This is a genomic window from Methylobacter marinus A45 (assembly GCF_000383855.1).
Taxonomy (GTDB): domain Bacteria; phylum Pseudomonadota; class Gammaproteobacteria; order Methylococcales; family Methylomonadaceae; genus Methylobacter; species Methylobacter marinus.
The window spans coordinates 31,316-50,981 of the sequence record NZ_KB912877.1; the positions used below are offsets into that span (position 1 = coordinate 31,316).

19 protein-coding genes are annotated in these 19,666 nt (G+C 52.3%); 7 read left to right on the forward strand and 12 right to left on the reverse strand.

Annotated elements, in window-relative coordinates:
• Positions 1-187: 187 nt before the first annotated feature.
• Positions 188-778 carry a DUF502 domain-containing protein gene (locus METMA_RS0100150; RefSeq protein WP_027146896.1) on the forward strand — a complete coding sequence of 197 codons (591 nt, stop codon included), beginning with the start codon at positions 188-190 and terminating at the stop codon, positions 776-778.
• 36 nt (positions 779-814) lie between these two features.
• Here the strand turns inward: METMA_RS0100150 and METMA_RS0100155 are convergent, their stop codons facing one another.
• Complete coding sequence (locus METMA_RS0100155; protein WP_020157025.1) at positions 815-1,642, reverse strand: AlbA family DNA-binding domain-containing protein; 828 nt, start codon at positions 1,640-1,642, stop codon at positions 815-817.
• Positions 1,643-1,813: 171 nt separating this feature from the next.
• Entirely contained in the window at positions 1,814-2,758 is a 945-nt protein-coding gene (locus METMA_RS23555; protein WP_232216293.1) for an SIR2 family protein, read from the reverse strand.
• Between the two features lie 543 nt (positions 2,759-3,301).
• On the opposite strand from METMA_RS23555, the gene METMA_RS26780 reads away from it, so the two are divergent.
• Positions 3,302-3,466 (forward strand): hypothetical protein, encoded by a 165-nt coding sequence (locus METMA_RS26780; RefSeq protein ID WP_156830417.1) that lies wholly within the window; start codon positions 3,302-3,304, stop codon positions 3,464-3,466.
• A gap of 165 nt (positions 3,467-3,631) precedes the next feature.
• Here METMA_RS26780 and METMA_RS0100165 read toward each other — a convergent pair whose 3' ends face one another.
• Positions 3,632-4,270, reverse strand: a complete 639-nt coding sequence (locus METMA_RS0100165; protein WP_027146897.1) for a TetR/AcrR family transcriptional regulator — start codon at positions 4,268-4,270, stop codon at positions 3,632-3,634.
• 177 nt (positions 4,271-4,447) lie between these two features.
• On the opposite strand from METMA_RS0100165, the gene METMA_RS0100170 reads away from it, so the two are divergent.
• Genes METMA_RS0100170 through METMA_RS0100180 form a run of 3 tightly spaced genes read left to right on the forward strand, consistent with a single transcriptional unit; the run spans position 4,448 to position 10,230 of the window.
• The gene (locus tag METMA_RS0100170; RefSeq protein WP_020157028.1) at positions 4,448-5,587 is read left to right on the forward strand and encodes an efflux RND transporter periplasmic adaptor subunit; all 1,140 of its coding nucleotides are present in this window, start codon (positions 4,448-4,450) and stop codon (positions 5,585-5,587) included.
• Between the two features lie 3 nt (positions 5,588-5,590).
• Positions 5,591-8,791 carry an efflux RND transporter permease subunit gene (locus tag METMA_RS0100175; protein WP_020157029.1) on the forward strand — a complete coding sequence of 1,067 codons (3,201 nt, stop codon included), beginning with the start codon at positions 5,591-5,593 and terminating at the stop codon, positions 8,789-8,791.
• The gene (locus tag METMA_RS0100180; RefSeq protein WP_020157030.1) at positions 8,788-10,230 is read left to right on the forward strand and encodes an efflux transporter outer membrane subunit; all 1,443 of its coding nucleotides are present in this window, start codon (positions 8,788-8,790) and stop codon (positions 10,228-10,230) included. The genes METMA_RS0100175 and METMA_RS0100180 overlap by 4 nt, the downstream gene beginning before the upstream one ends.
• A 64-nt stretch (positions 10,231-10,294) precedes the next feature.
• Here the strand turns inward: METMA_RS0100180 and METMA_RS0100185 are convergent, their stop codons facing one another.
• Positions 10,295-10,663, reverse strand: a complete 369-nt coding sequence (locus METMA_RS0100185) for a DUF805 domain-containing protein (RefSeq protein WP_027146899.1) — start codon at positions 10,661-10,663, stop codon at positions 10,295-10,297.
• 399 nt (positions 10,664-11,062) lie between these two features.
• Here METMA_RS0100185 and METMA_RS26785 point away from each other — a divergent pair, with 399 nt between their 5' ends.
• Complete coding sequence (locus tag METMA_RS26785) at positions 11,063-11,314, forward strand: hypothetical protein (RefSeq protein WP_036246900.1); 252 nt, start codon at positions 11,063-11,065, stop codon at positions 11,312-11,314.
• A 234-nt stretch (positions 11,315-11,548) separates the two neighbouring features.
• Positions 11,549-11,722, forward strand: coding sequence for a hypothetical protein (locus METMA_RS27330; protein ID WP_020157032.1), 174 nt, complete (start codon positions 11,549-11,551; stop codon positions 11,720-11,722).
• Positions 11,723-11,846: 124 nt separating this feature from the next.
• Here the strand turns inward: METMA_RS27330 and recD2 are convergent, their stop codons facing one another.
• The 8 genes from recD2 to METMA_RS0100235 form a co-directional block, all read right to left on the reverse strand.
• On the reverse strand, positions 11,847-14,045 hold the full coding sequence (gene recD2, locus METMA_RS0100195) for an SF1B family DNA helicase RecD2 (RefSeq protein ID WP_040590829.1): 2,199 nt from the start codon (positions 14,043-14,045) through the stop codon (positions 11,847-11,849).
• A 508-nt stretch (positions 14,046-14,553) separates the two neighbouring features.
• Positions 14,554-14,955 (reverse strand): hypothetical protein, encoded by a 402-nt coding sequence (locus tag METMA_RS0100205; protein ID WP_020157035.1) that lies wholly within the window; start codon positions 14,953-14,955, stop codon positions 14,554-14,556.
• Between the two features lie 1,058 nt (positions 14,956-16,013).
• Positions 16,014-16,505: a hypothetical protein gene (locus METMA_RS0100215; RefSeq protein WP_040590284.1), complete on the reverse strand. Its 492-nt coding sequence runs from the start codon at positions 16,503-16,505 to the stop codon at positions 16,014-16,016.
• Positions 16,506-16,702: 197 nt separating this feature from the next.
• Positions 16,703-16,924, reverse strand: a complete 222-nt coding sequence (locus METMA_RS0100220) for a hypothetical protein (protein ID WP_020157038.1) — start codon at positions 16,922-16,924, stop codon at positions 16,703-16,705.
• The gene (locus tag METMA_RS26790) at positions 16,921-17,145 is read right to left on the reverse strand and encodes a hypothetical protein (RefSeq protein ID WP_156830418.1); all 225 of its coding nucleotides are present in this window, start codon (positions 17,143-17,145) and stop codon (positions 16,921-16,923) included. Before METMA_RS26790 ends, METMA_RS0100220 begins: the two co-directional genes overlap by 4 nt.
• On the reverse strand, positions 17,142-17,534 hold the full coding sequence (locus METMA_RS0100225; RefSeq protein WP_020157039.1) for a DUF5681 domain-containing protein: 393 nt from the start codon (positions 17,532-17,534) through the stop codon (positions 17,142-17,144). The genes METMA_RS26790 and METMA_RS0100225 overlap by 4 nt, the downstream gene beginning before the upstream one ends.
• 174 nt (positions 17,535-17,708) lie before the next feature.
• Positions 17,709-18,986, reverse strand: coding sequence for an AAA family ATPase (locus tag METMA_RS0100230; RefSeq protein WP_020157040.1), 1,278 nt, complete (start codon positions 18,984-18,986; stop codon positions 17,709-17,711).
• Entirely contained in the window at positions 18,983-19,405 is a 423-nt protein-coding gene (locus METMA_RS0100235) for a CHC2 zinc finger domain-containing protein (RefSeq protein WP_020157041.1), read from the reverse strand. The genes METMA_RS0100230 and METMA_RS0100235 overlap by 4 nt, the downstream gene beginning before the upstream one ends.
• Positions 19,406-19,666 lie beyond the last annotated feature (261 nt).

The window sequence follows — 19,666 nt, forward strand, 5'->3', positions numbered from 1 at the left end:
AACCGGACTAAAAAAATGCGCAATGAAGTTTCTGTCCTCTTGCGGAAACTTGTCTGGGATAATAAAGACCGCATGAAATCCAAATACCGGTTTATGATTGACAAAAACCTAGATGGTATAGCCCATAATTGACAATAGCGTTAAGATGAAAAAGCGCTTCATTATAACGGTAAATAAGGAAACAACCATGAAAGACAAACTTAAACTGTTGATAGATTACGTACTGATCGGCGTGGCCGCGTTTCTCCCGATAGCCCTAGTATTTCAGATTGTTATCTATGTTGAACATTTATTGGCGGACTTTGTATTACTCGTCCATGGCCAATACGAAAACCCGCTGGTGACCATTGCTTTGTTTATGGTGGCCATCGCGTTACTGGCTTATTTCGGCAAACTGCTCAAGCATGACAGAGCGCATTTGCTGTATTATCTGGAAGGACTGATCCAGCGCATCCCCATTATCGGCAGCATTTATCGGGTCACAAGAAAGCTGATCAGGTTGTTTTTCACGACCAAAGACCCTCAAGTCCGTGAAATTGTTTATGTCGAGTACCCTAAAGACGGCATGTGGGTGCCGGCTTATGTCACCAATCGTATAAATGACAGCTATGTTTTGTATATTCCAACCTCCCCCAACCCCACCTCCGGCTTTACCGTCATGGTTCACAAGGACAAGGTCGTCAAGTCAAACATGAATATTGAAGAGGTCTCGAGCTTCGTGATCAGCGTCGGCGTCGATTATGCCAAACCCGATGAAGTGGACTTTTTTTCTAAATAATGAGCGTTAGCCATAAGAAACGCCACGGAGGTTGAATCATTGCGCATGCTTCCATCTGCCGGAAATATAGCCCAATGCCTCCTGAATATTCAGATCGCGCGTGCCGCCGCCAGTTCTGACATAAAATTTTGGCGTGTTGCCCTGGTTAAAGAACACGGGCCTGATAGAAGGCGAAACGATAAGGCGGCAAACTTCCTTGCCGTCAATGACATGAAATAAAACATGCACGAAAGAACAAAGATCGGCGCCCAGATTCGTCGAAATGGCCGTCATGATAGTTTGTTCGAAGCCATCCTGATCCTGTCTTTTAAGCGTTTGATAATCTTTTTCAAGGCCAACCACTTCACCGTTATCGGCAATGCCGATCAGCAATGTGCCGCCCTCATGACTATTCAAAAAACCGGCCAGGGTTTTCAACACCACACCTTCAAGAGCCCGGTTAATGCGCGACTCCGCCATATCCCAGCGAAATGAAGACTTGAATTCCAGCAACGGGCCCTCCCCTTGCCTGATAATCGAAGGCAAATCCTTATCAAGCTCCAATTTTAATTGTTCGATGCGTAATAAGCGCTGATGCAAGACCCTGTATAGCCCCAGGGATAACAAGCCCAACATTGCGCCGATTTCCGCATAGAATACGATAAGATTATTCGGCGCCACTCGCCCCATCAGCATGTCCTTGACTTGACTCAGGACATATTCAATGGACGAGACGGGATCGGCCGCCCGCTCGTGCGAATTGATATAGTCGTAGCTCGGCGCCAAAATGAAAATGCCGATTAATGCCCCAACAATCGCAGCGGCAAAGTAGAGCTTCAGCTGTTGCCGCCAAAGCTTGATCATCAATAAAAAAAATCTTTTCATTAGCTATTTCGCGACATCCGGTCTGCATGGAATAACCGAATGTTATATAACGAATATTCAATTAATGGCAAATTGCAGGCATCTTTAAATGCGGGCGGATAAAAATAAGCCCGGTATTGTGCGCACGAATGCGATCGATGGCGCGGCCTCGGCATCGGCCCATTCAGTTGATCAATCCAGAGCCTCCAATACCGCTTTTGCCCAGGCGGAGAACTTGCCGGTATAAGAAATAACGGTTAAGCCTTTTCGTTCGCCGGTATGGTGGAAGATTTCATTGATGCGGCCTATTTGCGTATCGTCGATAGCCAGATCGATGTAGAACACTGTCTTGTTATAACCGTCGCTGCGGTCTTCCGCGAACTGCTTGAGCATCAACCGCACCAACGCGTCTTCTTCCGGCAGGCTGTAGCCGACGATGACTAACACGATCGACTCCTGCAGTAGCCGGATCGCTTTGGGAAAGATGGCCTGAAAATATTTTTGCTGATAATCCTGCTCATGCGAGGGCAGCATGATCTGCGGCGGATTTAATTTCAAGCTGTGAAAGTCTCTTTCGCTGTAGTCAAATTCGTAGCCGGCAGCTGTTTCATAAATCTCAAAGCCGCCGTTGATTTTTAGCAGATTATTGACCAGTCCATGAACGTGTATCGCCGTACCGCTGTTTTCACCGGAACACTGTCTCGGCGTAATCCCCCGATAGGTATAGCGCAGAAACGAACCATTCGATCCGGCACAATTGTCCAGAATGGCCTCAATAGCGGCATCATAGTTGGTGGTAATAAAGTGCGGCCGGATGCCTTCGGGCAACCGATCGGCACCGTCAGAGTCCTTGAACAGCCGTAAGAAGAGCTGCTGGATAGTATCCTGTTCATCGGTTAATGGGGCATCAAAACAAATCTTGTTCAGATCCTGATTGAAAGCATATAAAGGCGCCGTGTTTTTAAATTTCTTAACGATCAGCGCCTTGAGCTCGTTTTCGACGATAGCGATATTCTGTTCATCAAGATATCTGGACCTGACAGAGGCATATTTTTTCATCATGCCTATCTGATAAACAATATCCTTAAAAAGCTCGGGAGAAATATCCAGTTTGTGGGTTTGGTAGTTATTGAGCATAAGAAACTGCTCCAAAGCCCTGCCGCACGGGTTCCATTCCTGATACTTGAATTCGAACAACTGGTTTTCAAGCGGAAATCTTTCATCCCACGATTTAGGAAAACCGGCCCCGAGAAAAAATGAAAAGCTGCACAATGGGGCTGCCTTTTTGCCTTTATAGGAATGCTGCTTGACCAAGGATGCAAATGTTCTCGGCGAATCCATCATGTCGATTCGGCACCTACCTTTATATTGCAAATCAGTTCTGAAAATAACTAATGACAATCCCCCCGATATCATTTTTTCTAGCGCGGTAAACAGGATAGAAAACCGTCTGTGCGCAAATGGGGTAATGTCAAAAAATTAGACCAGACTGTTTGGCATTGATTTCATCGCCTGAATAAAACCGATCTACTCTAAAGGCATTAATGTTTATCGCACGACTACTGCAATAAAAGAAACGATCCATGTTCTTTTTGGCTCATTGTTAATTATCCAATCTATCCGTATAGTCGCATCAAGACTTTCAAAAACAGATTCTGACCGTATATAAAAGGACTGAGAATGAACGAAGCATCCAAGGCTATTTGTTACTGGAGTGATTTGGTGACGGAGTTTTTCGGGATTGTTTCGGGCGACTGCATAATCTCATCCACGTTGCCTGCATCAACGGCTGTTGCCCACAATGCAACCTTGAACCTTAAACTAAAAAACGCCAAACGAATCTAATTGTTGAATTCTTCCCTTTAACGTGCTCCATCTGGACTACTTTTCAAAGTAGTCATTGGATGACTCCCAGGGCATCCTGCCTTGGGAGATTTTTCTTTTCAGTCTTGCCTCTTATGCCGACACGGCCTTCGGGCTATTCAAATCCAGTAATACTGAAGGCGCAAGCTATTTTTCCCGCCTGACGGTCAGGCAGCCCTGCAGAAACAAAGTCGTAATCTGCCGCGCCCATGTATTGATTTGAGCCTCATCAGGTGTGGACTCTAAACCCAGTTGCAGTCGCAGAATCCGTTCACCGCGCAATGCGCCCAGGAACTGCTCGGCGAGAAAATGGGGATCCATGATGGCGAAATAGCCAAGCCGTTGATGGCGGGCAAAAAATTGCCTGAGATGATCCAATGTGCGCTGCGGCCCTTGTTCATAGAATTGCATGGCGAGATCGGGAAACTTTAGCGATTCACCGATCAATATGGCGCGTATGCGTACCGCATCGGGTCGCGTGATGCCGTACAGAAACTGACTGGCGAAGGCGGCTAAAGCGTCCTCCGGCTGACCTTCCAGGGTCCCATCCTCCAACAGCACAGTCACAAACGGATCACTGCAACGCTTTATGACGGCACCGAACAATCCGGCCTTGCCGCCGAATTGATTGTAAATGGTGCGCATTGACACATGCGCATCCTTGGCAACGGTTTCCAGACTCACACTTCCATAACCATGTTCCAAAAAAAGCCTGAGGGTGGAATCCAGTAATCGATCTCGACTCTGGGATTCTTCGCCCTTGCGTGGCCGTCCGCATTTAATCATGTGTGCACTCTTAAAACTTTGTTGACTCGGGCAGCGATCATACCGTAAATTAAACGGTAATATTTTTTACCATTTATTTTTTCCTTTCAAGAACAAGGTGCAAAAGGGATGAAAAAAGCAACGCGCATGTCGACCGTCATCCATCGATCAGGCCCGCCAAAAAGATCAATGCAACGCATGTGGCAAGGCCTGCTAGCCTTCGTCGCCTTGGCGGCAATGGCCGGATGCGGTGAGCAAAACGGACCGGAAGCCCAAATGGCGCAGGGCCAGGCGCCCAATGTCAAAATCGCCCAACCGTTGGCGCAGGATGTCACCGAATGGGACGAATACACAGGCCGCATCGAAGCCGTCAGTTCAGTGGATGTGCGCGCACGAGTCAGCGGCTATCTTGAGAAAGTCAATTTCAAGGCCGGGGAAAAGGTAAAGAAAGGCGACCTGTTATTTCTGATCGACCCCAAGCCATTCAAAGCCCAACTGAACTATGCCGAAGCGGAACTGGAACGGGCCAGGGCCAAGCACGAACTGGCCAAGAACGACCTGGAACGGGCTAAACGCCTGTTCCGCGCCAAAGCGATTTCCGAAGAAGAGCACGACGCCCGCAGCAAAGGCTTGCGCGAGGCCGTGGCGGCGGTTCAGTCCGCGGAAGCCAATGTTTATACAGCCCGGCTGAACCTGGATTACACCAAGGTGCGCGCGCCGATAGACGGACGCATCGGCCGTGAACTGATCACCGAGGGCAACCTGGTCAACGGCGGCGGCGCCGATGCCACCCGCCTGACTTTCATCGTCTCTACCGACCCGGTTTATGTCTACGTGGACGCGGATGAGCGCTCAGTGCTGAAGTATCGCCGCCTGGGCCAGCATATCGGCGCCGGGCAAACGCCCGTGCGGCTGGCCGTGGCGGACGAGGATGATTTCCCGCATCAGGGCACGCTCGATTACATTTCGCCGCGCGAAGACACTGCCACCGGCACGGTAACGTTGCGCGGCGTGTTCCCCAACACGGATGACTTGCTGAGTCCCGGCTTTTTCGCGCGCATGCGTGTGCGCGGCAGCACCCCCTACCCGGCTATTCTGTTGCCTGATCGGGCCATCGCCACGGATCAGGCGCAACGCTTCGTCTGGGTCGTCAATCAAGATAATCAGGTGGAATACCGCCCAGTGACCCTGGGGGCTCACATCGGCCAGTCGCGCGTGATCAAGGAAGGGGTCAAGCCCGAAGAATGGGTCGTTGTCGAAGGCCTGCAAAAACTCAGACCGGGCATTAAGGTGAATCCGGAACGCCTCTCGCTCGCCGACCCGCATAAAGAGCAATAAACCATGAATCGCTTCACCCACTTTTTTATCGATCGGCCGATCTTCGCATCGGTCTTATCTATCCTGATCGTATTAGTTGGCGGCCTGGCGCTGATCGCCCTGCCTGTTGCCCAATACCCGGAAATCGCACCACCTACCGTGGTCATCAGCACCACCTATCCGGGCGCCAACGCCCAGGTGGTGGCCGAAACCGTGGCGACGCCCATAGAGCAGGAAGTCAACGGCGTCGAGGACATGCTGTACATGTCCTCGCAGTCCACCAACAGCGGCAACATGGCTCTTACGGTCACCTTCAAGCCGGGCACGAATCTGGACAAGGCCCAGGTGCTGGTGCAGAACCGCGTGGCGCTGGCTGAACCCAAGCTGCCGGAAGAAGTCCGGCGGCAAGGCATCAGCGTCAAAAAGCGCAGCCCGGACTTGAGTCTGGTCGTCAACCTGATCTCTCCCGACAAGCGCTACGACAGCGTTTATCTGAGCAACTACGCGCTGCTGCAAATCAAGGATACCCTGGCACGTCTGCCCGGCGTCGGTGAAATCCTGGTGTTCGGCGCCCGCGACTACAGCATGCGGCTCTGGCTGAATCCCGAACAGGTGGCGGCGCGCAACCTGACCGCCAGCGATGTGGTCAACGCCATCCGTGAGCAGAATATCCAGGTCGCGGCCGGCGTGGTCGGCCAACAGCCGTCGAAGGAAAATACCGACTTTCAATACACGGTCAGCACGCTGGGGCGGCTCATGGAAGCCGAGCAGTTCGCCGACATCGTAATCAAGCAAGGTGCCGACGGACAAGTGACGCGGCTCAAGGACGTGGCCCGCATCGAACTGGGCGCCAAGGACTACAACTCAGGCTTGTTCCTGGACGGCGAACCCACCGTCGGCCTCGCCCTTTTCCAGTTGCCGGGCTCCAATGCCCTGGACACCAAGGAAGCGGTCGTCGAGGCCATGGAAAGACTGAAGACGCGCTTCCCCGAAGGCCTTGAATACAATATGGTCTACGACACCGTTGTCTTCATTCAGCAATCCATCAATGCGGTGGTCATGACGCTGTTCGAAGCCATACTGCTGGTCGTGGTCGTGGTCGTGATCTTCCTGCAGAACTGGCGCGCGACGATCATCCCGTTGCTCGCCGTACCGGTCTCGTTGATTGGTACGTTTGCCGTCATGGCGGCCATGGGCCTGTCCCTGAATACGTTGTCGTTGTTCGGCCTGGTATTGGCCATCGGCATCGTCGTCGACGACGCCATCGTCGTGGTCGAGAACGTCGAGCGGCACATTGCCATGGGCCTGTCGGCCCGGGACGCCACGCGCAAGGCCATGGACGAGGTCGTAGGCCCGATCATCGCCACATCTCTGGTATTGGTCGCGGTATTCGTGCCGACCGCTTTTATTACCGGCGTGTCGGGCGCTTTCTACAAACAGTTCGCGCTGACCATCGCCATTTCCACGGTTATATCGACCTTCAACTCGCTGACCTTGAGCCCGGCGTTGTGCGCATTGCTGCTGGATCGGGCGCATGGCAACAAAGACAGACTTACACGGGTGATCGATCGCCTGCTGGGCTGGTTCTTCAACGGCTTCAACAAGTTTTTTGACCGCTTCAGCGAAGGCTATTCGCGCTTGGTCGGCCGGCTGATCCGCACGACCGCGGTCGTGCTGGTGCTTTACGTCGGACTGAACGGGCTGAACTTCCTGGCTTTCGAAAAAGTCCCGACCGGCTTCATCCCGCAGCAGGACCAAGGCTACCTGATCATGTACGCGCAACTGCCTGATGCGGCTTCGCTGGCGCGCACCCAGGCCGTGGTCCGGCAGGCTACGGATATCATTCTGAATACCGAAGGCGTCAAACACTTGAACGCCTACGCCGGTTTTTCGATCCTGAGCGGCTCCAGCCAGTCCAACGTCGCCACCATGTTCGCCCGGCTCGATGATTTCGAACAGCGCGCCGGTCACGAGAACCTGCATGCCGACGCCGTCATCAAAAACCTCCAGCAGCGTCTGGCGCAGGTCGAAGATGCCCATATCGCCGTGTTCGCGCCGCCGCCTATCCGGGGCATGGGTTCGGTGGGAGGCTTCAAACTGCAGATCCAGGACCGAACCGATGCCGGCATCGAGGAATTGCAACGCGCGACTACGGAAATGATCGCCCAGGGCAATCAGCAGCCCGGCCTGGTGGGATTATTCACGACCTTCCGGTCCGGCGTGCCGCAATTGTTCCTGGATGTCGACCGCACGCGCGCCAAATCCATGGATGTGCCCCTGAAGGAAGTGTTTGATACCCTGCAGATCTATCTGGGCTCGCTCTATGTCAATGACTTCAACCGCTTCGGGCGGACTTATCAGGTCATGGCGCAGGCCGACTCCGAGTTCCGCATGAAGCCCGGCGACATCGCGGAATTGAAGACGCGCAACCTGCAAGGCGGCATGGTGCCGCTAGGCTCGCTGGTCGATGTCAAGGAAATGACCGGACCCGACAAGATTACCCGCTACAACATGTACCCATCGGCGGAAATCAATGGCGGCACGTTGCCGGGGGTCAGCTCCGGGCAGGCCATCGACATCATGACCAGGCTGATGGATGCGGAACTGCCGCCGGGATTCGACTTCGAATGGACCGAGCTCAGCCTGCAGCAGGTATTGGCCGGAAACGTGGCCCTGCTGGTTTTCCCGCTCAGCGTCATCTTTGTATTCCTGGCGCTGGCGGCCCAGTACGAAAGCTGGTCCTTGCCGTTTGCGGTCATCCTGATCGTGCCGATGTGCATTCTGTCGTCGATGACCGGCATATGGCTCAGCAACATGGACAACAACATTCTGACGCAGATCGGCTTTATCGTACTGGTGGGCCTGGCCAGCAAGAACGCGATTTTGATCGTGGAATTCGCCAAGCAGCGGCAGGAAAGCGGTCTCAACCGCTTCGAGGCCGCCGTGGAAGCCTCCCGGGTCCGATTGCGCCCTATTTTGATGACTTCGTTCGCCTTCATCATGGGCGTGTTTCCGCTGGTGGTCGCTGAAGGCGCGGGCGCCGAATCACGGCGTCTGCTGGGCACGGCCGTGTTCAGCGGCATGATCGGCGTGACCTTTTTCGGCCTGCTGCTGACGCCGGTCTTCTATGTGACCGTACAGGCCCTGGCGCAGCGCCTGCGGCCGGCCCGTCCCAAGACCAGCCATATACTGCCCCAAGAGCCCTCATCCGGTAACGACCTATGATCCCGCACAGAACCCACTCCCGCACCGCCATGACATTGCTGGGCGCTACGCTGCTGAGCGCCTGCGCCGTTGGCCCGGACTACGAAATGCCCGCGACCGACACGCCCCAGACCTTCGTCCATGCCGTCCATCCTGAATTCTCCGGGCAAGGCGTGGAAGTAAATTGGTGGACGCTGTTCGATGACCGGCAACTGACGGCGCTGGTCGATCAGACTATTCAGCATAACCGCGATCTTGAAACAGCCCGCGCCAATCTGCGCGAGGCACGGGCGCTCTACCTGGAAGCGGGGCTGAATCTGGCCCCCATCGTAAGCTCGCACGCCAATTACACCGAGCAGAAACGCAGTAGAGGCGCATTAAACAACCTGAGTTATGCACCGCGTCAGCTGAAACTCTACAATATCGGCTTCGATGCTTTCTGGGAAGTCGATTTCTTTGGCCGCGTACGGCGCAACGTCGAAGCGAGCAGCGATGAAGTCGAGGCGCAGGAAGCCAGTCTGCGCGATCTCAGCGTCACCCTGATCGCCGAAGTGGCCCGAAATTACTTCGAATTGCGCGGTTTGCAAAACCAGCTGGCCGTGGCCAAAAAGAACGCCGAAAACCAGGCGCAAACCCTGGAAATCACACGCGTTCGGCTCGACAGCGGACGCGGCACGGAACTCGATACCTCAAGGGCCGTAGCTCAGCTCGACTCCACCCGGGCGACCATCCCGCCGCTGGAAAACGCTATCTACCAGGCTATTCATCGGCTCGGCGTGTTGACCGGCCAATTGCCGGATGCGCTGGTCAGGGAACTGGAACAGCCGGCGCCGATGCCCAAAATTCCAGAGACCATTCAGATCGGCAGTCCCGCCGAACTGCTGCGGCGCCGCTCCGACATCCGCATTGCCGAACGCACGCTGGCCGCCGCCACCGCCCGCATCGGCGTCGCCACGGCCGATCTTTTTCCGCGCGTGACATTTGTCGGCACCATATCCCTGGAAGCCACCACACTGTCAGGCGTCGGCGCGGCGGGTTCGGACACCTATTCCGTAGGCCCCCGGATCAGCTGGGCCGCCCTGGACCTGGGACGTGTGTATGCCCGCATCAAGGCCGCCGATGCCAGCGCCGAGGCCAGTCTGGCCCAGTACGAGCAAACGGTGCTGAACGCTTTGGAGGAAACGGAAAACGCGCTGGTCAACTACAATCGCGAGCGGGCCCGGCAGGCATTGCTCGCTACAGCCGCCAAAGCCAGCGAAAGAGCCCATGAATTGGCTCACCTGCGCTTCGAGGAAGGCGTGGCCGATTTCCTGACCGTACTGGACACTGAATTGCGTTTACTGGAGGACCAGAGCCAGCTGGCCCAGAGCGAAACCGCCACGGCAACAGCGCTGGCGGCGCTTTACAAAGCCCTGGGCGGAGGCTGGGAGTCTACTGTCGCGCTGGAAAAAAGCAATTAACGGAGAAGTGCCGCGGTTGCGACAAACCGTAATCGCAACTCGCGGCATCACGTCTGGACGGCTTTTAACCGAGCTTGGGATTCGACCCGTATTGATTGTCACCAGGCTGACTGTCCTGGACAAAAAAGAAAATCAGAATCAGGCCGCCGATAATCGGAATCAGCATAAGCAATTGCCACCAGCCGCTGCGGCCAATATCATGCAGTCTTCTCGCGCCCACGGCTAGAGATGGAACCAGCATGGCCAGCATAAACAGGCCGCTGAGTAAACCGGTGCCTGTCTCCTCATCAAACGTCCCCGTTACTTGATCAATGACGGACAAGGCAAAATAGATGAGAAAATAAAACAGAATGAAATACCAGAACTCCTGTCGCTGTGCCCGCCCGGTAAACACGGCATATTTATTCTTCACCACGTCAAGATACCAATTCATAATGCTCTCCTGGAAAAATTTGTTATTTTTCATACATCCGCTTTTCAGTATAGCTGAGTTATAGCATCACCTCTTAATTACATAAAATCAGAAGGTTACAAAACTCACTTCAGTCCCGCGCGTAAGCACCGCCTTTCGCAGTTCAAATTTCGGTACGGGCTGAAGGGAATCACAGACATGTTGAATTTTGCCTGGCAAGGGGAAACAAGGCCTTAACAATCGGTTAGAGCAGCTGCGATCGGGCATTTTGGCACTGACCACTTTCGATGTGACCGCTTATCCAGCGTGACGGGCGTCTCAATTTTTTTATTGAGCGTTTTTTAATGATTTTTTAAGTGTATTTTAATATTACCGGATCAATATCAGGGTTATTTTTAGTTCAATTATTTAGGCCAATCGTTGAGTATTGAAAAACTAACCCTGGATCAGTTTAATCAACTTTATCTGGAATCCCGGGAGCAATCAGAACGAGTTGAACATACGGAAATGATTATCGCTCGCTGTTACCATCCATTCTTAGGGCAAATCTTATTGATTGCTGACATTGAAGAAGGCATTGCCATAGTCCATCATAATGATGATCTCCTAGGCAAAAGCCTCTTGCCAAACATACCCGCGTTGAAAACCTCTTCCTGCATATCAGAAGCTTAAGTTTTTCGCGTCGAATCTGTTTTCCCATTACCCCGTTAGGAACAGCGACTACCATCCTGACCGGGCTACCTTCCGCACCCGGATATTTCATAAAAACGCAGACAAAGACCAAGTCTAAATTGCACCCGCCCTGCAACAGGATAAAATGGAACAAAAAAATGCTCGTGCCGTAAAACGGCGGCGCATTTTTCACTTTTACTATTCATTTATATCAGCGGGTTTTGATACGAAAACATGAGGAAACGTAAGAAAAATACCAATCAAACCGATTTATTCGAGTTGGTGTCGCATTTGGAACAGTTGGAACAGATCAGCTCGGAGCTGAAGATGACCGCATCGCTGACCCCGTTGGAATTAAGCACTATCGTCGAAAAACAAATTGATTGGGTGGAGTTGGATGAAGACTGAATCAAGATGCGGAACCTGCTGAGGTCCAGAAACGAATCAGCGCATCAGACCATCCGGTTTTCGATGTGCCGGTTCAGTCTCCTTGTAAGCACCACGCCGCATCCCGGCCTGAACCAGGACTGCGTCACGGTATTACCTCAGGCCGCGCTGGCTGCCTGCTTAACCGCCCGGCCAGATGGGTCAGCCGCCGCCCCGATTTTTGCGTCCTGACCGCCATCCCCAAGGCTTTCGGCTGCGTTATGATCACTACCAACTGCTTGCCGCGCGTCACGCCCGTGTAAACCAGATTCCGCTCCAGCAAGGTGTAGTGCTGCATCGCCAGCGGCATGACCACGACCGGATACTCGGAGCCCTGGCTTTTGTGGATGCTGGTGGCATAGGCCAGCGCTATTTCGTCCAGCTCGCTGAATTCATAATCCACGTCCCGGTCATCGAAGCGGATGGACAGCCGGCTTTCCTCCGGATCGATGCGCTGTATGCGGCCGATGTCGCCGTTGAACACGTCCTTATCGTAGTTATTGACATTCTGGATCACCTTGTCGCCGGGCGCATAAGTGGAGCCGTACCGGCTGATCTTCGGCTCGCTATGGCCGTTCAGACGGGCTTGCAGCTCGACATTGAGCGAGCGGGCGCCCAGGCCGCCGCGGTTCATCGGCGTCAGCACCTGGATGTCGTCGATCGGATCAAGACCGAAGCGCTTCGGGATGCGTTCGGTCACGACCTGGATCAGCTTGGCGAAGACCTCTTCCGGCGTTTCGGCATGAAGACAGTAAAAGTCCGACAAACCATCGGCTTTCTCGGCAGATGGCACCTGCCCTTGATTGATCTTGTGGGCATTGACGATGATTTTGGAAGTTGCCGCCTGGCGGAAGATTTCGGTCAGGCGCACGGTAGTGATTTGTCCGGAATCGATGATGTCGGCCAGCACGGCGCCGGGGCCGACCGTCGGCAATTGATCGACATCGCCGACGATCAGCATGGCGGCGTGAGTCGGTATGGCTTTCAGCAGCTGGTTCGTCAGCACCACGTCCATCATCGAGGCCTCGTCGATCACCAGCAAGTCGATAGCGAGCGGATTGTCGTCATTGTGCTTGAAAGCAAAAGCCTGGGGGTCGAACTCCAGCAAGCGATGCACGGTTCTCGCTTCCAGGCCGGTCGATTCGGCCAGGCGCTTGGCCGCCCGGCCGGTCGGGGCGCACAGGCCGATATTGATGCGCTTGGCCCTGAGAATCTTGAGAATGCTGTTGACCAGCGTGGTCTTGCCGACGCCGGGGCCGCCGGTAATGACCGACACCTTGCTATTCAGCACTTGCTCGATCGCGGCCTTCTGCGACTCCGAAAGCGCCAGACCGGTCTTTTCCTCGACCCAGGGAATGGCCTTGCCGGCATCGATATCGCCCCACGGCGGCCTGCCCTCTTTCAGGCGCAGCAAATGCGTGGCACAGCCGATCTCGGCCCGGTACAGCGGCGTCAAAAACAAGGCCTCCTGTCCATCTATGATCTCGGACACCAGGTTTTCCTCGGTCAATTCTTCGCCAATCGCCTGCTCGATAATGTCAGCGGGGATCTCCAGCAGCCTGACGGCCATCTCGATCAGCTGATCCCGGAATGCGGCGCAATGCCCCTCGCCGGACCATTCCTGCAGCACGTGCCGCACGCCGGCTTGCGCCCGGATCAGGGACTGCGTGCCGATGCCCAGTTTTTGCGCCAGCGTGTCGGCGGTCCTGAAACCGATGCCGTGAATATCCAGCGCCAGCCGGTAGGGATTTTCCTGGACCTTGGCGATGGCCTCGTCACCGTAGGTTTTATAAATCCTGACGGAACGGGACGTGCCGACGCCGTGCGATTGCAGGAACACCATGATCTCGCGGATGGCTTTCTGTTCCGACCAGGCATTCGTGACTTGCTCCTGACGCTTCCTGCCGATACCCGGCAGTTCCCGCAAACGTTCGGGTGTTTGCTCGATCACGTCGAACACATCGATGCCGAAGGCCTTAACCAGCTTCTTGGCGAAGTGCGGCCCGATGCCTTTGACCATACCCGATCCGAGGTATTTTTCGATGCCCTCCAACGTGGTCGGCGGCACGACCTTCAGCTCTTTGGCCTTGAATTGCAGGCCGTGCTGCCGGTCGTTGATCCACGCTCCCAGGCACTCGATGAATTCGCCGGCCGATACGCTGGCGGCCGAGCCAATGACCGTCACCGGGTCACGGTTGCCTTTGACCTTGACGCGCAGCACGCAGAAGCCGGAGGCCTCGCTGTGGAAGGTGACGCGTTCGATGGAGCCTGAAAGATGTTCAGAACCGGAATAATGGGAAGACAAACAGATCGTTCTCGCTTCTGCTGGATAGATGCATTTAATCAGCAATCAGCGCGATGATAAACAAAAATACGCCTGAATGATAAACAGATTTTCCGTCAGGGTAAAAAGCCGGATGGGTGGGAGCAAATCGCCGATAATACGCTTACCGTCGAGCTAAATCTCCGCCACCGGTATTGATGTGGGCAAAACGTTTATTAAGTCTTTCGGCAAATGCGTCAATCACTATGTAGCGATGAGGCATTTGCCTTGATCACCTGCCGGCTGATTATTTTTTTGTCATGAAAAAATAAGCCGCACTGAATACCGCAAAAATAAAGGGATTTGAAGAACATAATGATTAAGTTACTGTAAATGTTACTGCGTTTTTTATCTGTGACTCTGCTTTTAGCCTGAAAAACATCCAAGATTGTTACTTTGTAACATTGATTTTTACCAAGGCACAAAAAAGGCCAGTCGAAACCGGCCTTGTTTAAACTCGTCGAATCGACGGTTTAGCGTTGTCTCGGAGTTAATTATTGCGCTGCTGAATTGTCGCTTTGTGGTAGGCGTCAACAATGGCCCGCATATCTTTAACGGTTTGCCTCACTGATTCAATAGACCAGTACATAACCTCGTCAGACATCCTTCCCTTTTTTTCTTCATCGTCATTAACAAATTGATCACCAATTAGAACTAGGCTGCTATCAGCCTGTAGCGCCAGATTATTAATAGCATCTTGTAATTCCCATGGGGTGGCTTCACCACCAAGGCTGGATAGACGGTGGCTGAAATCTGGCTTTAGCTTGGGTGTTTTTTTGGGTGTTTTCTTGGGTTGCGGCTCATGCCCGAAATCAAAGCGTTCTCCAGGGTTTTTAACGTGATGCTCGATAAATCTATAAAGCTTGTAGTTATCGTCTGGATTGGTGATCATGCGGTGACTCCTATAAGGTGCATAACCGCCGCCAATGCTTTTGCATGGGTGGCAGGCTTAAATGGGGTCGAAAACCGTATCTAACAACGGCCAGCGCCGAACGCTGCCCAAATAAGCCCGCCATAACAGAATGTACACGGACCAGGGCCCGCGATGAATGAAAGGCACAAAAAAACGCCGTGAAAGGCGCTCTCACGTTAGATAATCGGGTTTCGACTCCCGGCGCCGAATGTGCAGCGCAAGATAAGGATATCCACAAAAGGCGGGCGGGTCAACTGTCTCAGAATACTATCGTGATTCACGATGGAAAATATCCACCAAAGGCGGGCGGGTCAACTGAATAGCAGTAATTCCTGCTATATCTGGTTTTATTAGGTTTTCATGCTGTCTCGGTACTGGTGTTCGCGCGGTGATGTGTACTTATTTTGAAATAATACCTATATCAATAATCATACCAGTATATAAAGCCATATTTTTTAGACTAAATAATCATGTTGGCATGGAATCATGCTAAGGAATTGATTGTTTACTATTTGCGACACATCACCACGCAGGAAAATGCGCTGCTTTTAAGGGCGCATCGATACGGTGCCTCCTGCATGACCACGCGGTTACTCAGCCGAAAATCCGGCCCAGCTTTTTAAACGTGTGGATTCGACACATTAGGCGGATAGGGCTTTTGTCCCCTTGGGATAAAGGACGGCTGTTCGTTCTTTTAGCTGACTTTTCCTTTAATATCAATATCATCCAAATTTGGATTATCTTTCAGCGCGGGATGTTAGAGGACTCCCCAAAATTGGGGAGACCGCTTCCCTTGTGGGGGGAAGTGAAAATGACCTCGGATGCCGCCCCGTATTGGGGGACTCCGCAAAATTGCGGCGGCTAAATTCCCGTTACCCTCTAACGTGGTTTCGGAACAATAACAGGATTTCCTGACCCTGGCTGAGGGTAGCGCCAATACATAAGCATTTGCTTATGAATAACGGATTATCCATAAGCAATTCAACTGGAGTTTTATGGAGCAGTTCCGCTATGGCTCGGTTCCAATGAAACCATGATTAAATCCTCCCGACCTTGCGGTAAGCATCAAGAGGCATCCAATTGCTGCGGCCTATGGGTGAGGGTGCCGGTAGGCTTTGGAATTGTGGTGTTACGTCTTGGTTCAAGGAACTAAGAAGGCCGCTGTCGAAAATGTTGCCTTTCTTTTCATCCTTCTGCCCGTTCTGCTGCAGATAAGAACCCAAGCCGCCACCCAATAAGCCCATGCCTAAGCCCTGCATACCCCCTTGGCCGCCATCCATTAATGCGCCAGCCAGCCCCAAGCCTGCGCCCCATTTACCCGCAGTCATAAGGTTGTCTATGGCGTTCTGACTAAGACCGGAATCGGCCATGCCCGAACGTAAACCGGAACCAAGCCCGAAAGCATCAAAACCGCTAGCCCTGTCGTAACCGGCGCTCATGGTGTCGCCCATATAGCTTAGGCCGTTTCCAACATGCCCAATACCCTGTCCAAGTGTGTTACCGAATGAGTTTAAAAAATCAAAGTTCATATGTGTTGTCTCCCGACAATAAATTAAAAGATTAATCGCGATGTGTGGCTATTGCCAATATTACAGCCATGTGAAGCAATACCTGGTTGCAATCCATTGCCCATTGTTGAAAGTCCGTTACCGATAGAATTGAAAAGTCTGTCATACATTGTTTTGCCTCCCGGCAATAAAAATTAAAGATCATGGTTAATTGTGATTCAGTTCAATTCGTCATGCTGCCCCCTTGTCTTTTGCTCAAAAGGAACCAAGTAAATAATATCCTCGGGCATCTCACGGCCTGGATTATCCTTCATCCACCGCTCAAGAGCTGTTTCCTTGGTTTCGCCTGTTTGGACACCAATCAACTCAATAGGGCCTTTCTTTGCCGATACCGGGCGCTGCTGCTCTAACTTCGATACTCGCGTCTTAATGCTGCTCATGATCTCGCCTCTATTCCATTCAGTACTTCATCAAGCCATCTATGCGTAGGACTGGCATCTGGTGATAATGGCTTTCTCGGCTTAGTTGGTTGATGTGTGCCGTTATTAATGGCCGTGATAGTGTCATTCAGCCATTGGCGCGCATTTGGACAATCAAGCACCTGTACTGGCTTTGCTGCGCGTTTTTCTTCAATCTTGGCTAATCTGCTGCGTATATTCATTTAGATTGCTCCAGCGCTTCAATTCTGCGCGTTAATTCATCAATTTCAATAATCTTCGACTGTGCCGCCAGCGCAGTAATTAACTGACTGCCTATATCTGGCGGAATAGATCCATTCAAAGCCGCCTGAAGGACTGCTGCGCCTTGGTCGGCCAGCCCTGCGCCATCAGGTAGGGTTACCGCTATTTGTCCAGCTATTGGCTTTAAATTGGGAATAAGCTTGTCAATAAGAACCTTTGCTGCCGCCGTATCGCCACCGACTGCCGCATCAATAAGCGATTGCAAAATATCATCGGCTCTTTGCTCAATGGCCTTTCTAAGCTTAGCGCCCGGTGTCTTGCCTGCTGGCCTGCCTGCCGCGTTCCCGCTTTGTCCTTTTTTAAACGCCATAATTGTTTACTCCTTGCTTTTTCAACATTCGTTCTATTCTGTTCGTTGTCATAAAGTATCCGTTAAGGCTAAGTTTTAAGTCGGTGTTGATAGGGCGTTACAAGCGTTACACTCCTATAGGAGTGTGTAACGTATGTAACGCCCCTCAACCGTTACACTTTTGTAAATGTAACGCTATGTAACGCCATGTAACGCTTCCCTCGAAGCCTTGATATTCATAGGCTCTAGCGGTTCTTTATTTTCTGTAACGCTCTGTAACGCCGACGTTTTAGCCGTTACATTTGATTCACTCGTTACAGAGTCGTTTTGTAACGCTTTTGTAACGCCTGCATCGACATCAATTCGCCAAATATACCCGTCATGCTCGGCTGTCAGATTACGTTCCAAAAACTTGTCACGCGCTCTTTTGAATGTAACGCGCGGCTGACTACAATCGGACGGAATAACCTTAAAGGCAAACTCGCGCCATTGATCTATTGAAACAACATGCCTAAACGTACCCGTTCCAAAGCCGCCGAATTTCTGCCGTATTTCCGTTGTAGGCTCGATTCCATGAACTCTTAAGGCATCGGTAATGCTGTCGAGTATTTGGCGCTCACGAACGCTTAATTTAAGCTTCTTCGGTTGTTTGATCGTTTCACCGGAATACTCTAAATAAACGCTCGTTAATGGCGTCATTTCATCATCGAGCCAATCAAGTGAAACCTGTTGTAAAGCAAAATCTAGCGGCTTTGGCGGCTCAAAGTCTTTAGCCTTAGTGCATGATAGATTTACAGTGTTTTCATCCTTGGAAACGCAATATTCGGCATCCATCGCGGCACGAATGGCGCTACTTCCTCGGCTGCGACCGGATTCGTTATGTCCTGAGTGATGAACCACTAAAACGGCTGCGCCCAATGGCTTAAAGAACTGATCCAGATTCGAGATAAAGGCGGCAATATCCCGGCTGCTGTTCTCGTCGGCGTCGATATTGCGGTTAAGCGTGTCGATGATGATTAGGCCGGGCTTGATGCATGATTTCTGTATTGCCTTAACAACATCGTCACAACTTCCGGGATCTTGTAATTGCGCGGACTGCTTGCTCAATAACAGATTACCGGGGGCTTTGATTCCATGCTTGATCTCTAACGCCTTAAGCCGTCGTGCATATCCGGCAAAACCTTCACCCGCGATAATGACAACGCCTGCTTGCTGTGTCGGCCTGCCTTCCCACTTCATCCCCTTAGCAATGCAAAATCCCCAATCCAGTGCAAACAGTGATTTTCCGCTTGCTGGCGCGCCGTATAACAGGCTGATGCTTTCGCGCTCGAGTAGGTTTCTCACTAGCCAATTTATCGGCTTAGGCTTAAGGGTAAGTTCACTGGCTGCGATCAATTCAAACTCAGGTTTTCCAGACGTACCGCTGTTATCCGTGGTCAACTTATCGCGCATTGCTTCTAGTGTGCTGGTCATCGGCTGGCCTCAATGCGCAATTCATCAATGAGTGATTCAGCCTTGCCAATGCTTTCAATGTCCGCTGGCGACAATTCTTTGCCGCTGAGTAACTGCCGAATACCCAAGCCCAGAATGATCGATTCATGAAGCAACCTATCGAACATTTCAGACTTTGAGAACCGTGAGCCCCTGGCGCGTGTCCGGTCGTAACCCTGCGGTTTTTCTGGCATCAAGTCAGATAGCGTTAATCCGATAGCGGAAACAATGCTTTGCACATCGCACCCGCCAAAGCAATGAATCAGAATCTTGTCGTCGTCGGCTTGCTTGATCCCCAATGAGGGGCATTTGTCGTCATGAGCAGGACAGCAAGCGGTCCATTTGCCGGGGCCGGTTCGCCTGACTTTTTCAAGTCGATTCAATATGCTGTCAATTCCCATATTAGCCACCGCTCAGCCATTCATGAGCCTTAGCTTTATCTGTGGGTGTTAGGCTGTATTGGCCGGGATAGCACGCGTTCCCGTCTTTATCGTAGCGTTCGACGCGGCTACATGGAATGACTAAGCCTTTGCGTCTAAGTCCTGCAATTAGATCAGGCCCATTTGAACAACCGACTATCAAATCAAGGTTTTCTCGCATCACAGGGCCGCGTATTAATGCGGATAGCGCACGTTTATCTCTCGAAGTTACCTTCATAACGC

What these genes read in the sequence shown, in the direction of transcription:
- METMA_RS0100150 (WP_027146896.1), top strand. Translation starts at nt 188, where the DNA reads ATGAAAGACAAACTTAAACTGTTGATAGATTACGTACTGATCGGCGTG.
- METMA_RS0100155 (WP_020157025.1), bottom strand. Translation starts at nt 1,642, where the DNA reads ATGAAAAGATTTTTTTTATTGATGATCAAGCTTTGGCGGCAACAGCTG.
- METMA_RS23555 (WP_232216293.1), bottom strand. Translation starts at nt 2,758, where the DNA reads ATGCTCAATAACTACCAAACCCACAAACTGGATATTTCTCCCGAGCTT.
- METMA_RS26780 (WP_156830417.1), top strand. Translation starts at nt 3,302, where the DNA reads ATGAACGAAGCATCCAAGGCTATTTGTTACTGGAGTGATTTGGTGACG.
- METMA_RS0100165 (WP_027146897.1), bottom strand. Translation starts at nt 4,270, where the DNA reads ATGATTAAATGCGGACGGCCACGCAAGGGCGAAGAATCCCAGAGTCGA.
- METMA_RS0100170 (WP_020157028.1), top strand. Translation starts at nt 4,448, where the DNA reads ATGTGGCAAGGCCTGCTAGCCTTCGTCGCCTTGGCGGCAATGGCCGGA.
- METMA_RS0100175 (WP_020157029.1), top strand. Translation starts at nt 5,591, where the DNA reads ATGAATCGCTTCACCCACTTTTTTATCGATCGGCCGATCTTCGCATCG.
- METMA_RS0100180 (WP_020157030.1), top strand. Translation starts at nt 8,788, where the DNA reads ATGATCCCGCACAGAACCCACTCCCGCACCGCCATGACATTGCTGGGC.
- METMA_RS0100185 (WP_027146899.1), bottom strand. Translation starts at nt 10,663, where the DNA reads ATGAATTGGTATCTTGACGTGGTGAAGAATAAATATGCCGTGTTTACC.
- METMA_RS27330 (WP_020157032.1), top strand. Translation starts at nt 11,549, where the DNA reads ATGAGGAAACGTAAGAAAAATACCAATCAAACCGATTTATTCGAGTTG.
- METMA_RS0100205 (WP_020157035.1), bottom strand. Translation starts at nt 14,955, where the DNA reads ATGATCACCAATCCAGACGATAACTACAAGCTTTATAGATTTATCGAG.
- METMA_RS0100215 (WP_040590284.1), bottom strand. Translation starts at nt 16,505, where the DNA reads ATGAACTTTGATTTTTTAAACTCATTCGGTAACACACTTGGACAGGGT.
- METMA_RS0100220 (WP_020157038.1), bottom strand. Translation starts at nt 16,924, where the DNA reads ATGAGCAGCATTAAGACGCGAGTATCGAAGTTAGAGCAGCAGCGCCCG.
- METMA_RS26790 (WP_156830418.1), bottom strand. Translation starts at nt 17,145, where the DNA reads ATGAATATACGCAGCAGATTAGCCAAGATTGAAGAAAAACGCGCAGCA.
- METMA_RS0100225 (WP_020157039.1), bottom strand. Translation starts at nt 17,534, where the DNA reads ATGGCGTTTAAAAAAGGACAAAGCGGGAACGCGGCAGGCAGGCCAGCA.
- METMA_RS0100230 (WP_020157040.1), bottom strand. Translation starts at nt 18,986, where the DNA reads ATGACCAGCACACTAGAAGCAATGCGCGATAAGTTGACCACGGATAAC.
- METMA_RS0100235 (WP_020157041.1), bottom strand. Translation starts at nt 19,405, where the DNA reads ATGGGAATTGACAGCATATTGAATCGACTTGAAAAAGTCAGGCGAACC.